This is a genomic window from Actinomycetospora flava (assembly GCF_037400335.1).
Taxonomy (GTDB): domain Bacteria; phylum Actinomycetota; class Actinomycetes; order Mycobacteriales; family Pseudonocardiaceae; genus Actinomycetospora; species Actinomycetospora flava.
Window position 1 is genome coordinate 229,708 of the sequence record NZ_JBBEGM010000011.1, and the last position, 13,263, is coordinate 242,970.

Annotated in this window: 13 protein-coding genes; 7 read left to right on the forward strand and 6 right to left on the reverse strand. The window is 67.9% G+C overall.

Annotated features, from left to right (window positions below; genetic code table 11):
• Positions 1–5: 5 nt before the first annotated feature.
• A complete protein-coding gene (locus WCD58_RS24510; RefSeq protein ID WP_373696270.1) occupies positions 6–1,127 on the reverse strand; it encodes a substrate-binding domain-containing protein in 1,122 nt (373 codons plus the stop codon).
• A gap of 126 nt (positions 1,128–1,253) precedes the next feature.
• Here WCD58_RS24510 and WCD58_RS24515 point away from each other — a divergent pair, with 126 nt between their 5' ends.
• The 7 genes from WCD58_RS24515 to WCD58_RS24545 all read left to right on the forward strand — a co-directional run bounded on the left by WCD58_RS24515 (position 1,254) and on the right by WCD58_RS24545 (position 7,822).
• Positions 1,254–1,742, forward strand: coding sequence for a MarR family winged helix-turn-helix transcriptional regulator (locus tag WCD58_RS24515; RefSeq protein ID WP_337705703.1), 489 nt, complete (start codon positions 1,254–1,256; stop codon positions 1,740–1,742).
• 547 nt (positions 1,743–2,289) lie between these two features.
• Positions 2,290–3,816, forward strand: a complete 1,527-nt coding sequence (locus tag WCD58_RS24520; protein WP_337705704.1) for an FtsZ/tubulin family protein — start codon at positions 2,290–2,292, stop codon at positions 3,814–3,816.
• Between the two features lie 11 nt (positions 3,817–3,827).
• Positions 3,828–4,127: a hypothetical protein gene (locus tag WCD58_RS24525; protein ID WP_337705705.1), complete on the forward strand. Its 300-nt coding sequence runs from the start codon at positions 3,828–3,830 to the stop codon at positions 4,125–4,127.
• Between the two features lie 183 nt (positions 4,128–4,310).
• Positions 4,311–5,978 carry an FtsZ/tubulin family protein gene (locus WCD58_RS24530; protein WP_337705706.1) on the forward strand — a complete coding sequence of 556 codons (1,668 nt, stop codon included), beginning with the start codon at positions 4,311–4,313 and terminating at the stop codon, positions 5,976–5,978.
• Between the two features lie 138 nt (positions 5,979–6,116).
• On the forward strand, positions 6,117–6,569 hold the full coding sequence (locus WCD58_RS24535) for a hypothetical protein (RefSeq protein ID WP_337705707.1): 453 nt from the start codon (positions 6,117–6,119) through the stop codon (positions 6,567–6,569).
• Between the two features lie 3 nt (positions 6,570–6,572).
• Positions 6,573–7,070 carry a hypothetical protein gene (locus tag WCD58_RS24540; protein ID WP_337705708.1) on the forward strand — a complete coding sequence of 166 codons (498 nt, stop codon included), beginning with the start codon at positions 6,573–6,575 and terminating at the stop codon, positions 7,068–7,070.
• Positions 7,067–7,822, forward strand: coding sequence for a (2Fe-2S)-binding protein (locus WCD58_RS24545; protein ID WP_337705709.1), 756 nt, complete (start codon positions 7,067–7,069; stop codon positions 7,820–7,822). Before WCD58_RS24540 ends, WCD58_RS24545 begins: the two co-directional genes overlap by 4 nt.
• Before the next feature lie 93 nt (positions 7,823–7,915).
• Here WCD58_RS24545 and fmdA read toward each other — a convergent pair whose 3' ends face one another.
• The 5 genes from fmdA to WCD58_RS24570 all read right to left on the reverse strand — a co-directional run bounded on the left by fmdA (position 7,916) and on the right by WCD58_RS24570 (position 13,242).
• Entirely contained in the window at positions 7,916–9,163 is a 1,248-nt protein-coding gene (gene fmdA / locus WCD58_RS24550; RefSeq protein ID WP_337705710.1) for a formamidase, read from the reverse strand.
• A 26-nt stretch (positions 9,164–9,189) separates the two neighbouring features.
• Positions 9,190–9,474: an FmdB family zinc ribbon protein gene (locus WCD58_RS24555; protein WP_337705711.1), complete on the reverse strand. Its 285-nt coding sequence runs from the start codon at positions 9,472–9,474 to the stop codon at positions 9,190–9,192.
• A 408-nt stretch (positions 9,475–9,882) separates the two neighbouring features.
• On the reverse strand, positions 9,883–10,746 hold the full coding sequence (locus WCD58_RS24560; RefSeq protein ID WP_337705712.1) for a CbtA family protein: 864 nt from the start codon (positions 10,744–10,746) through the stop codon (positions 9,883–9,885).
• Positions 10,746–10,958: a CbtB domain-containing protein gene (locus tag WCD58_RS24565; protein WP_337705713.1), complete on the reverse strand. Its 213-nt coding sequence runs from the start codon at positions 10,956–10,958 to the stop codon at positions 10,746–10,748. Before WCD58_RS24565 ends, WCD58_RS24560 begins: the two co-directional genes overlap by 1 nt.
• A gap of 343 nt (positions 10,959–11,301) precedes the next feature.
• A complete protein-coding gene (locus tag WCD58_RS24570) occupies positions 11,302–13,242 on the reverse strand; it encodes a heavy metal translocating P-type ATPase (protein WP_337705714.1) in 1,941 nt (646 codons plus the stop codon).
• Positions 13,243–13,263 lie beyond the last annotated feature (21 nt).

Genomic DNA, 13,263 nt, shown 5'->3' on the forward strand with positions numbered 1-13,263 from the left:
GAGTCTCAGCTCTCCACGGAGCCGGACGACAGTCGAGCGACGACGTCGAACTCGAGGCCGCGAGCCTCGGCCAGGTAGACGTCCTGCACCGTGTGGCCGCGTTCGACGAATACGTCACCCCTAGGACCATCGTAATGGAGTCCCTCGCTGACGGACAGGAGTTCGTCGCGGGCGAGGCTCCCAGCTCGACGGACCATGGCTGCATAGAGGTTCAGTCCCTCGTAGCAGGATTCCCCAAGACTCGAGGGCGTTGGCGAGTTGACCCCGTACCGACGTGCCCAGCGACCGACGAAGTCGAGCGCGTCGGACGTGGTCAGATCCTCGAAGAAGCCGGCGGCGACATAGAGCGACCGCGTGGCCTTCGCGCCAGAGGCGAGAAGCATGTTCTCGTCCATCAACGTGGTCAGGCGTGTCTGAACGAGATCCATGCCCGCGGCGGCGAAAGCGCGGTTGAAATGCACAGCGTCTTCGCCCACGAGAAGCATGAGCACACCGTCGGCGCCGGAAGCCGCGAGATCGCGAAGCGTGGTCGAGAAGTCGCGCGCGCCTAAAGGGACGAAGAGGTCGGCTGTGACCTCGACCTTGTTACGGCGGGCCCAGCGGTGCGCGGCGGCAGCTGACGCACGAGGCCACACGTAGTCGTTTCCGACGATTGCCCACCGCCGTACACCCCGAGCCTCACGCATCCAGTCCAGAGCAGGCCCGAGTTGATTCGTCGGCGTCTCACCGGTGACGATCACGCCGGGCGTACGTTCGCCGCCCTCGTAGAGAGCGGTGTAGATGTAGGGCACCTGACCTGCGATCCGCGGTGCAAGACGTCGGCGTACGGCCGAGATGTGCCAACCGACCACAGCATCGACCCGTCGGGTGTGGACCAGTTGCTGCACCTCCGCTGCCACCGAGTCCGGAGCTGCGCCTCCGTCCACGTGGTGGAGTTCGACGTGCCGGTGCAGGAGTCCACCGCCATCGTTGATCTCTGCTACTGCGAGTTCGGAGGACATCCGACATGACAGTCCGAACATGCCGGCGGACCCCTTCCACGGGGTGACCAGCGCAAGGCGGATGGCTCCGTCCGTAGCAGGTAGTCCCTCTGGAGCGAGGGATGATCGAGCTAGTCCGTTCGCCATGTGACTTCCCTCTGCCACGTCTTGGTCGAAGCAGTATGGCGCGGACGGGACAGGTGCGTAACCCTAAGATGGCGGGGGAACGACCCGTCCTCGAAGGCCCAGGATGGTGTGGAGTGAAGGGAAACCGTGACCGTGTCTGAGCCTTCCCATCCCGCAGCGCTGCGCCTGGTTGAGATGCTCGACCTGGCCGACCGTGCTGTTGAGGCATGCCTCAGCCGGATCACGACTTCCGAAGGCCGCTCCCGGGAACAGTGGCGAGCGTTGATGCTCCTGGACGAAGGTGCCGCCACTGATGGTGCCGAGCCGGCGGGCCACACCATGGGCGAGATTGCGGCCCGCGCGGCGGTCCCACCGCCGACGGCGACAAGGATGATCGACAAGCTCGTGTCGGATGGACTCGCCTTCCGACGCAGTGATCCGTGGGACCGGCGGCGGGTGCTCGTCCACATCTCCCCGGAAGGGCACGCTCTGGTCACGCGAGCAGCCCTGGACCTCGACAAGGTTCTCGGCTCGGTGATGACCGACCTCCCCGCAGCGGACCGGTTGGACATCCGCGGCCTTCTGGAGCGGCTCGGCGCAGCCGCAGGCGTCCTCGAGAGCCCACGTTCCGCCTGAGACCTGTCGCTGCTGTTACCCCGGCGTTTCCAACGGACTACTTCTGATCCGGAACTATTGCGGCTTGGAGACATCCCGCCGTACTGTCCTGTGGCATGGGCGACGGCGACATCAGCGGCGGCCGGGACGGCGTCGGCATGGCTGCCGTGAACTGTTGCTCGATGCCTCGTCTGCGCGATAAGGACGGCGTCCGAGCGAACTGCGAGCAGATTCCCTCCGTGACTGGAGGGGTCGAGCTGCGCTTCCCTGGCTTGGACTTGATCGTCTTTCCCGAGTGCTCCATCCATAGGATCATGGACGACCCAGGCGAGATCCTGGATAACGCCGCGAGGTGTTCTGGCTTCGAACTGAGATCGTCAGTCGTGCCAACCCCGAGTCGGGTGTCTCGGGTGTCTCCGCTGACCGATCAGTGGCACGAGCGGCTGCGCTTGGCGGGTGCTTTGCCCCCATCTGCTCGCTAGAGCCGATCATCTGCGCGAGCTTGAGTGGTGTCTAGTCGCCCCACCGAACGAGAGATGCCTTCCACGACAGAGGAGGAACCCCAGCGATGGCCGCCGATCACGATCACGACCACGACCACGTGCACGAGATGATCAATGACCTTGCACGTATCGAAGCGCTGGCGTCCGAGGGGGTGCACCGTGCCGGCGACCATGAGGGCCCGTTCTCCCTTCACGTCCTCGGACTCGGGAAGACGGGGGCCGACCTGATCACGTCGATCATGAACAGTCCCCCGGAGGGCTTCCTCTCGCAGGAGGGCACCCGGTTCGGGGCGCTCGCTGTGGACATCGGGGATGAGGACTTGGTCCAGGTCCGGTCAGCGGCGTCGTCGCTGCCTGCGGACAAGACGTATGTCGACACCGTCGCCATGCCGGTCCCGACCCACGAGGGTCTCTCCTACGCCCTCAACCGCTATCGCGAGTTCCTCAAGATGGAGTACCCGCGGTACTACTGGAACCCGAACTACGAACCGTGGTTGCCTGCGGACGTCGAGATCCCTTCGTCCGACGGTCACTTCTCCCGAGCCGTGGCGAAGGCGATCTACGGCTCGGAGTACTACCAGAACAAGGAGATCGCCGGCGCGCTCGACAAGTTCGCCGCGAACGTCATGGCCAGCGAGACGACCCCGCTCGTCGTCGTCGCCTTCTCCCTGACCGGCGGGGTGGGCAGCGGGATCGTTGTCGAGATCGCTCGTCACCTGTCGACGATCAAACTGGGACGACGTCCTTGGGTCGTCGGTCTCGGTGTGATGCCGAACGCGGCGGATGCGCCCGAGTACGCCGATGGTCGACTCTTCCCGGTCATCAACGAGCTGGACTGCATGGTCGACACCGAGAAGAACAAGGGCGTCATGGCCGTGTGGGGTGACCTCTACAAGAACCCCTTCACGGGAGGCTTCTTCCTGGTCGACCAGGCCGACGTCCAGGAGTTGACAGGCGACCTCGCCGCAACCCACGACTACGTCGACCGTGGTGTCGGCTCCTTCCTGACGCGCAACGCCAGCGTCGATCTCTATGAAACGCTCAAGGCGCTGAACTGGTTGGCTGTGCCCGCGGACGCTTGGCACCCCGCGATTCGCGGAGAGCAGGGCGACCGCTGGCTCAATGTCCTCACTACCCGCAAGCTTGCTGACCTCGATTCCCTCGGATCGTCCGGCCTCGTGAAGGACTTCACCACGGAGTACGTGGAGGCGCGCCTGAGCGGTGGTTCGGAAACGGACCTCGAGAAGATCAAGTCGGCGCTCGGCGGGATCGTCCGAAGCCGTGTCGAGCCGGCCGCACTCAAGGTCGAGGGGGCCGACGACCAGGTGAGCGTCGTGCTTCCGCGCGCCAGCAAGAACGACCTGGCCGCGTTCGTGCCCGCTCGCGACCGATATGACACCCTCGAGTGGGACGACAAGCTTCTCATCCATTCGTGGCTGCTCGACCTCGGCGTCATGCTCTGCGAGCCATCCATCCGTTTCGATGGCATGGGTGGAGAGTGCATCTGGGGTTGCGCCTGTTGGGTCGTCGTGCCCCATGCTGCGATCCGCGGTGAGGAAGCACGGACCGCCGAGGCCATCGGGCAGGCGTGAGGAGCTGAGCCGTGGCTACCGACTGGAGCGAGATCGTCGAGCGCTACAAGGACGGAGCCGAGCTACCGTCCATGCCCGGCGCCCGAACCTTGCAGGTCACCGGTGCTGATGACGAGTACATCTACGTCTCACACCGTCTCTGGACCGACAAGTTGACACGCGCCCACATCGAGAAGGCGATGAACCTGCTCGACGAGGGCAAGATGACCCGCGATTACGCCTCGGTCATCGACCACTACCGAACCTTCATCGCCGACGAGCGGCCGACGACGGCAGCCACCGTCCTCAAGGACCTTGGGTACGTCGACTAGCCGCTAACACTGAGCGAGTGAACGGCGCCTACTGCGCCCCTGGACCCAGGGGCGACGGCGGTGAGGTCTCTCGACCGTTGAGAGCGCCGGGCGCACGCCCGTCTCAGTCTCCACACCTGCAAAGCCCCGACGCCGTGTGCCACTCAGCACGCTCTCGCGCGTCCGCAACAGAAAGGTTCCGTCATGGGAATGTCGCTCTACCACTCCGCGACCGGAAGCCAGTCCCCGCACTGCATCCACGCGCTGGGCATCGGCAAGACCGGCGCCTACATGGTCGAGGCGCTCCTTCGCACAGGGGAGATCGAGGACCAGCTCGAGGACCCCCGGGCCAGGTTCACCGGGCTCGCCATCGACATCGGCGAGCAGGACATGCACGAGCTCAAGGAGTACGCAGGCGGATTCACCCAGCGCCTTGAGGAGCGGGAGATCCCGACGGACCGTCACCAGGTGCGAACTGTCAGCCTGGAGGTGCCCAGCTCCGAGGAGCTCCGGACGAGCCTAAACCGCTGGCGTGAGTTCCTGAAGATGGAGTATCCGCGGTATTACTGGAACCCGAACTATGAGCCGTGGCTGCCTGCCGACGTCGAGATGCCCAAGGCGGGAGAGTCCTTCCCCCGCGCCATTTCCAAGGCCATCTACGGGCACTACTACTACGGTGGCGACAAGGTACTCGAGAAGGAGCTCGACCTCTTCGTCGAGTCCATCAACAAGACCAAGATTCCGTCGATGGTCCTGGTCTTCTTCTCGCTGGCAGGCGGAACCGGCTCCGGCATGGTCGTCGACATGGTGCGGCACCTCTCGAACGTCAAGCTCGGGCGCCGTATCCCGGTGGTCGGTGTCGGTGTCATGCCGTTCTCCGGCGACGAGGAGCACGCGGGCGGTCAGGCTGCGCTCTACCCGACCATCAACGAGATCGACTGCATGCTCGACGACAACAAGAACCAGGGTGTGATGGCTGTCTGGGGGGATCTGTACAAGAACCCCTTCACCGGCGGCTTTCTCGCGCTGCCTCAGGAGCACTCCTGGCAGCGTCTGGGCTCCTACACGAAGACCGGTGAGCCCAAGGTCCGCGACGCGCTACGCCGTGGCGTCACCCGAAAGTTCATCGACGACTCGTTCACTCGGTTCGTCGTGCAGGACTACGGTCGTCTGCTCTTCAAGATGCTGCGGCCGGCCGGGTTCACCGGGGCTCCGCACGAGCGCAACATCTCCGGCGACCGGAGCTGGACGATCTACGACGTTGCCAAGTACACCCACCCCGGGGTCGAGGTGCTCCCCGGTGAACCGCGTGGCAAGTGGCGTCGCGTGGTCTCGAAGTGGATGGACTTCATCCCCACGTTCTCGGGTCTGCGGGACGGATTCAAGACCGACTACATCGAGGTCAACACCGTCGGGCCGCGTGAGATGTGGAACGACACTCTGCAGAAGAAGCTCGAGTCCGTGCTCGGTGAGTACCTGCTTCCTGGCGACGACGGCACACTCGTCACCACCAACGGGGAGTTCTTCGACGAGCTCACCATGTACTCGAACATCATCATCCCCGGGGTCGCCAAGACGGACCTGACCGCCTTCCACGCTGCGCGCGACGCTTACGACGCTGTCGACAACTGGGACGCCAAACTGCTCATGCACTCCTGGCTTCTCGACCTCGGAGTGATGCTCTCCGAGCAGTCGATCCGCTTCGATGGCATGGCCGGGGAGTGCATCTGGGGATGTGCCTGTTGGGTCGTGGTCCCGCACGAGGCGATCCGTGGCGAGGGCACGGCGTCCTCGGACATCACCGAGGTTCAGCAGGCACACATCGCTCCGATGGTGCAGACCGTGGTCGAGGTACCTGGCGCGGCAGTGTGACAGCGGGCTGAAGCTCGAGGCCGGGCATCGTCGTCGACCTTGGCGACGGTGCCCGGCCTGTCCGCGTCACGACGACCCAGCCCCCGCTGGAGGCTAGATATGAGTGGCTCCGCAACGCCCACACCCGAGGCGGACGGCGTGATCGAGCCCTTCGGGGAGTGGGTGGAGCGTGTTTCCATCACTTACGAAGCGGTGTCCTACACGTGCCGGGTGCGATTGCACGATGCTGCGGCCGGGCAGGCCGTGGCAGAACACGTGGTCGCCGGCCTGATCGCGCGTCCCGGGGTCTTCCGCTACTGGGGCTTGCCCTTCTCCGGGCGGATTGCTCGGCTGGCGGAGGACGCGATCCATGAGGTCCACGCTGGCACGTTGGCGCCGCCACCGTCGTGGCCAGCGCTTCGGAGCGACCTCGAGGCCCTGCCCACCGACGTCCAACGCATGCTCGTGTGGACCTGCATCGAGGGCTGGGACGACGAGGAGATCGCTGCCGCCTTGACCTGCGACGAAAGGGACGCCCGAGCGCACCGCGAGGACACCCTCGCGCGCCTGAGAGCACTCGTCGCGGCTGGGGAGGCCGGAGAGGTGCGCTGAACGGTGCGTTACGAGCTGCACGGGATCATTTCGCGCCCCGAGGTCCTTGATCCGATCGTCGAGGCCTGCCGCCATGCCCGACCAGTACTCCTCGACGGGGCGGAGCTGGCCATGGTCCCCCTCTGTGACGAGGTGTACCGGACGATCAACCTTCCCGGCTTCCAGGTCGACCCTGAGAACGGCTTCGACCGCCTCTCGTCCGGCGTGGCCGCCCTGATCACGGCGGCGTCACGCCGAGGGGCCATTGCCTACCTCGAGGCTGATTATGACGGCGGGGCCAGCCGACAGGTCGCGGCTGTCTGGCTCGATTGTCAGATCGTGTACGGGCCGAACATGCTCGTGCCCGGGGAGGGGATTCCGACGGACGGGACGAGTCCCTTCTGTGAGGCTCTCCGCTATCTCGGCGTCCAAGCCGTCGGTCGTGTCGACGAGGTGGTCGTCCTGGGCCTGGGGCGCTACAACCGCACGGAAGCGTGGTGCGCGGCGGGCACCAGAGCGTGACCACCGTCGAGGCGCTCCTTCGTGACGTCGCCGACCTGGGCAAGCCGTTCACGGTCGGGTACGGGCCCCGGCCTGATGGTAGCTGGCGGCCTCTGACCGCCCTGTGGGAGCGCCCGTCGGACCTGCACGACCAGATCGATGCGATCGCCGAACGTATCGATACGAGCGAGCGACGGGTCGCGGCGTCGCTGGCATTCAGCGGCCTCGCCGCGCGGATCGTGGCACCCGTTCTCGCCGGTGCCGCGCTCCGCGACCGCCTCCTCGTGCTGCAGCCCGAGGTCCTCTATTGGCGGCCTTCCCAGGGCGATCTGGTCCCACTGTGGATCGCCGATGGCGAAGTCGTGCCGATGAACCCGGACCGACTCCACGCGGCGCTGACGCGCCCGCTCGCGGAGATCGTGAACGCGGTGCGGCAGCACGTGGCCGTCTCCGAGCTCGTGCTGTGGGGCAACGCGACCGCCGCAGTCGGCGGCGTCCTACGGGTGCTGTCCCGTGAGCGGCCCGCGGCGAGAGAGCGGGCAGTCCGGATCGCTGAGGACCTCATCGCCCGACGGCCGTGGGCGGGGACCGGAAAGGTGGCAGTTGTGGATGGCTCCGCCACCATCAGTCGCCGGACGTGCTGCCTTGCGTACAGGATCGTGGGCGCGGTGACGTGCTCGAACTGCGTACTCGGCTCTGGTGTGTCGTTGCGGCGATCCGGTGGAGGAGGTGGGCGTGATGCTCCGTCATCTGACCCGAGCGTGGTCAGATGAGAACTCGCATGTGGACCGAGATGCTGAGCCCCCGATGGGCCCGACCCGAACGCCGCCGGGCTTCGTGACGCGCAGCTGGCCCCCTCGCGAGTGCTAGGACGAGACGGCGCAACTCCCGCGGTCGGCCCGCACGGGCCCCGCGGCCGAGGGGCGGATGTCGAAGTCGAAGATGGCCGTCGGTAGATAGAGCGAGCAGCAAGCGTTGGGGACGTCCACGACGCCGCTGACTCGCCCCTCGATCGGGGCTGACCCGAGCAGCAAGTACGCCTGCGGGCCGGTGTACCCGAACTTCGTCAGATACTCGATTGCGTTCATGCACGCGTTTCTGTACGCGAGCGTCGCATCGTTGAAGAGATTGACGTTGCTCTCGTGCTCGACGGAGATTCCGATGAAGGTGACGAATTCGCTGTAGCGCGGTTCGACGTTTCCCGGCATGAAGATCGGGTTGGTGGTGACGCCGTAAGTCTCCATTCCACCCTTGATGAGATCGACGTGGAAGTCGATAAATCCGCCCATCTCGATGGCGCCGCAGAAGGTGATCTCACCGTCACCCTGGCTGAAGTGCAGGTCGCCGCCGGAGAACAGGGCTCCCGGCACGTGCACCGGGTAGAACACGCGTGAGCCACGTGTGAAGTTCTTGATGTCGTGGTTACCGCCGTTCTCCCGTGGGGGAACGGTTCGCGCGCCATCGCGGCCGATACCGGCCAGCCTGTCACCGGTGGCCGTACCGCCGAGCACCGACTCCTCGAGCGGGGGGAGGGCCAGAGCCGGCACTCGGTCGGGGTCCGTTGCGATGAGGGCGCGCTCGCGGTCGTTCCACTTGGCGAGGAGGTCGTGCGACGGTGCAGTGCCGAACAGGCCGGGATGGGTGATACCTGTGTAGCGAACTCCCGGGATGTGCCTCGACGTCGCCTGCTGCCCGTGGAAGTCCCAGATCGCCTTGTAGGCGTCGGGGAAGTACTCGGTCAGGAAGCCTCCACCGTTCTGCTTGGAGAAGATTCCTGTGTAGCCCCATCCCTGGCCTGGTGCGTCACCGGTCTCCTGGGGTACTGGCCCGAGGTCGAGGATGTCCACCACCAGTAGGTCGCCCGGCTCTGCGCCCTCGATCGCGATCGGTCCGGAGAGCATGTGTGCGCCGCTGAGGTCGACGTCGCGGACGTCGTTGGCCGAGTCGTTGTTCCCGATCTGGCCGTCGGTCCACTCACGGCACTCGATGCGGATGCTCGAGTTGGGCCGGACGGTGATGGCCGGCGGGATGTCCGGATGCCAACGATTGTGCCCTGGTACCGCCTGATCGCGCATCGATTTGGCCTGGTCCACGGAGAAGACGACGTCGGGCACGACTGACCTCCAAGGGTGATGACTGGTTAGGGACGAGGCAACTTCGCATGACGAGGGTCGCGACGGGGGTGGTTCACGCTGCGGCGAGGAGGAATGGCATTCGTGACGCTGGGCTCGTGCCTGCTGCGTTCCTCGACCTGGAGGGCGTGGGCGACGGATGGTGCAGTTAGACGAATACCGGGAGCGGTGACGATCCGATCGGCAGCTGCCTCACAGGTCGGGCAATGCCGCTCGTCGTGGGACGCGACCATGGGTGCGAGGACGTCGAACGGGCCGCACCGTCGACAGCGATAGGCGTAGGTCGGCAACACCGCCTCCTCAACGGAAATATTCGAGTTCGAAAATATTAGTCAGTTGCGTCCCCGTCAAGGTTCGCGCCGGCGACGTCGTCCTCTACGGCCGCGGCTGCTCCGTCGCCGTGCGGAGCTGACTCGCCGTAGGTCAAAGGCGCCGGCCGGACGGCCCGATCCGCGTCGCTCGGCGACCTGTTGGGAACCGACAGGAGGATCGGGCGACGGCTCGCGCCCAGCGGACGGTCGCTGCAGGTGAAGGGGTCTCCCGTGAGCTTCCCCGGCTCGCTTGAGGCCTCGGTCGTCGCCGAGACGCGCGAAGTGATGACGTCACTCCATGTCGATGAGCGACCCCGATGCGAGCGTCTCCGATGAGTCCGAGGTCGAGCGCCGGCGCGAGCACACCCGTCCCAGCAGATTCCGAGTTCTTCAGCTGACGGATTCGGCGATGCGCCCGGTGGCCTCGGTGGTCTGGCCGCGGGCGAGGCGGCGCTCGACGAGCGCCCCGAACACCAGGCCGAGCACGCCCCAGAGCAGCGCCTGGGCCGTGAACGACGCGACGCGGAAGTCGTAGAGCACGTCGGCGTCGAAGCCCGGGTACAGGATCGCCCCGGACGCATCGGTCAGCGGCAACGGCGTCTCCGTGACGCGCGGGCCGTTCTCGACGACGTTGATCGTCAGCTCGCCGAGGCCGGGCAGCACCGTCATGAGGATCGCCGAGAGCGCGACGTAGACGACGCCGCCGACGAGCACGGCGTTCCACGTCCCGATCCGCTCGCGGACCGCCCGGGCGACGAACACCGCCGCCGCGAGGAACACGATCGAGCCGACCACCATCACCAGGTACAGCGCGGTCCGGTCACCGATCGTCTCGTCGCTGCCGACCGCCGGCGGGCTGGCCGGGTACTTGACGAACGGCGTGGCGTAGATCGTCAGGAACCCGGCGCCGGCGACGAGGAGTGCCAGCACCCGCGGGCGCACCGCCACGCGGCCGTGCAGCAGCGTGTAGGCCACCGCGAACAGCAGGCCCAGGGCGATGCCGATCCCGACCATGCCCAGACCGATGCCGATCGTCGCCTGGACGCCGCGGCTGACGACCTCTTCCTCGGCGCCGCCGGCCGGGGCGGCCCCGGCCGCGGTGGCCAGGGCCTCCTCGGCCGCGCCGCGACCTTCCTCGTAACCGATCGCGGCCTCGACCTGCGGCTCGGCGAAGACGAGGGCGAACAACCAGGCGATGACCCCGGCGACGGCGCCGGCGAGCGCGCCGCGCAGGACGAAGGAGCGGGCTTCCATCAGTGGCAGGGGAAGCCGAGGAAGTGGCGGGCGTCGTGCACGAGCTCGTGGATGTAGCTCATGTCGCCGAAGACCGAGACCGCGCCCTGGTCGATGCCGATGAAGTAGTAGAGCACCAGCCCGACGAGGAGGGCGCTGGCCAGCCAGGGCAGCGTCTCCGAGGCGGAGACGGTGGTGGCTCGGGAACGAGCGACAGCGGCAGCAGAAGTCACGATGAGCTCCCAATCTGAGGGCCAGTTGCCTCGTCTTGACGAGGCGCGGGCCTTGCATGAGGACTGGACTGCCGACACGTCAACGCCTCAGCAGCCACTGGTTCTTTCAGTATTGAAAGTGTTACTAGGCGGAAGGGGTCGCGTCAATGGGCTGCACGTCTGAGCCTCAAGGGCACAGCTCGTGGGCGCGCGCTCGAGGGCGTAGACGTCCTTGTGCACGCATCTATCGCCGGTCGACCCGTACCGCGGCACGAGCGGCGTCGACTTCGAGGCTGTCCAGGGCGGGCCGGGCGGGGACGTGGGTCGTCGTGGTGGGCGAAACGTCCTGGAGAACATCGACCGCTTATGTGGCAGCCTTGGCGCCGTCGTTCTCGGGGGCGCGCGCCGCCGGCTCCGCACGCCGCTGCGGCCACGCCCGCGACCGGAGCAGGCGCAGCCCGTTGAGGCCGACGAGCACGGTGGAGCCCTCGTGCCCGGCGACGCCCAGGGGCAGGGGGAGCGTGCCGACGAGGTCCCAGACGACGAGCCCGGTGATGATCGACCCGGCGATGACGAGGTTGGCGACGACCACGCGCCGGGCGCGGCGGGCGAGGTCGATCAGTGCGGGCAGGGTGGCGAGCTCGTCGCGGACCACCACCACGTCGGCGGCCTGCAGGGTCAGGTCGGCGCCGGCGCGGCCCATCGCGACGCCGACGTGGGCGGTGGCGAGCGCCGGCGCGTCGTTGATCCCGTCGCCGACGGCCATCACCCGGCGGCCGGCCGCCTGCCGTTCCTCGATGGCCGCGACCTTGTCGGCGGGCAGGAGCCCGGCGCGCCGGTCGTCGATGCCGACGGCCGCGGCGATCCGGGCGGCGGTCCGCGGGTTGTCGCCGGTCAGCAGCACCGGGGCGTCCTCCGTCCGCGCGCGCAGGTCCCCGACCGCCGCCCGCGCGCCGGGCCGCAGGGCGTCGCTGAGCGCGAGGACGGCCCGCGGCCGCTCGTCCACGTGGACGACGACGGCGGTGCGACCCTCGGCCTCGACGTCGTCCACGAGCCGCCGGACGTCCGGGTCGGCGATCTCCGACGGGCTCGCGACCCGCACCGACCGTCCCCCGACGACCGCGCGCACGCCACGCCCCGGCTCGGCGGCGAAGTCGGTGGCGTCGGCGAGCGCCACCCCGCGGGCCCGCGCCGCGGCGACCACGGCCCGCGCCAGCGGGTGCTCGCTCGGGTGCTCCGCGGCGGCGGCGAGGGCGAGCACGGTGTCGTCCTCGAGGTCGAGAGCACGGACCGCCACCAGCTCCGGACGCCCCTCGGTGAGGGTGCCGGTCTTGTCGAGGGCCACCGCGTCGATGGTCGCCAGGTCCTCCATGACCTGCGCCGACTTGACCAGCACGCCGTGGCGGCCCGCCGTGGCGATCGCGGCGAGCAGGGGCGGCATGGTCGCGAGCACCACCGCGCACGGCGAGGCGACGATCATGAACGTCATGGCCCGCAGCAGCGCGCCCTGCAGGTCCTCGCCGAACCACAGCGGGATCGCGAAGATCGCCACGGTGGCCGCGACGACGCCGACCGAGTAGCGCTGCTCGACCTTCTCCACGAAGCGCTGCGTGCGGGCCTTGGTCGCCGCGGCCTGCTCGACGAGCACCGCGATGCGCGCGACCACCGACGCGCCGGCCTCCCGCCCGACCCGCACCCGCAGCGCGCCCGTGCCGTTGACGGTGCCCGCGAAGACCTCGTCGCCGACCGCCTTCGCCGCCGGCAGCGGCTCGCCGGTGATGCTCGCCTGGTCGACCTCGCCGGCGCCGTCGACGACGGTCCCGTCGGCGCTGATCGTCTCGCCCGGGCGGACCAGGACCTCGTCGCCGACCCGCAGGTCCACGACGTCGACCTCCTCCTCGCCGCGGGTGCCGACTCGCCGCGCCCGCTCCGGCGCCAGCTCCAGCAGCCCGCGCACCGACGACTCCGTCCGCTCGGTCGCCCACGACTCCAGTGCCCCGGAGGTCGCGAAGATGACGATGAGCAGGCCGCCGTCGAACACCTGGCCGATGGCGGCGGCGCCGGCCGCGGCGACGACCATCAGCAGGTCGACGTCGAGCGTCCCCGCGCGCAGCGCCCGCAGCCCGGCGAGCGCGGGCTCCCAGCCGCCGCTGAGGTAGCAGGCCGCGTAGAGCGCCGCCCACACGCCGACGGGTGCGCCGACCAGCTGCGCGAGCGCCGCCCCGACGAAGAACGCCAGCGACGCGAGCGCCCACCGCGCCTCCGCTGTCCTGCGGGCGGGGGCCGACGTCCCCGTCGAGGGCATCGCCGAGACCCTGAGCGCCCT

Excerpts from the sequence above, each read along its gene's own strand:
- WCD58_RS24510 (WP_373696270.1), bottom strand. The coding sequence starts at position 1,127 with ATGGCGAACGGACTAGCTCGATCATCCCTCGCTCCAGAGGGACTACCT.
- WCD58_RS24520 (WP_337705704.1), top strand. The coding sequence starts at position 2,290 with ATGGCCGCCGATCACGATCACGACCACGACCACGTGCACGAGATGATC.
- WCD58_RS24530 (WP_337705706.1), top strand. The coding sequence starts at position 4,311 with ATGGGAATGTCGCTCTACCACTCCGCGACCGGAAGCCAGTCCCCGCAC.
- WCD58_RS24560 (WP_337705712.1), bottom strand. The coding sequence starts at position 10,746 with ATGGAAGCCCGCTCCTTCGTCCTGCGCGGCGCGCTCGCCGGCGCCGTC.
- WCD58_RS24570 (WP_337705714.1), bottom strand. The coding sequence starts at position 13,242 with ATGCCCTCGACGGGGACGTCGGCCCCCGCCCGCAGGACAGCGGAGGCG.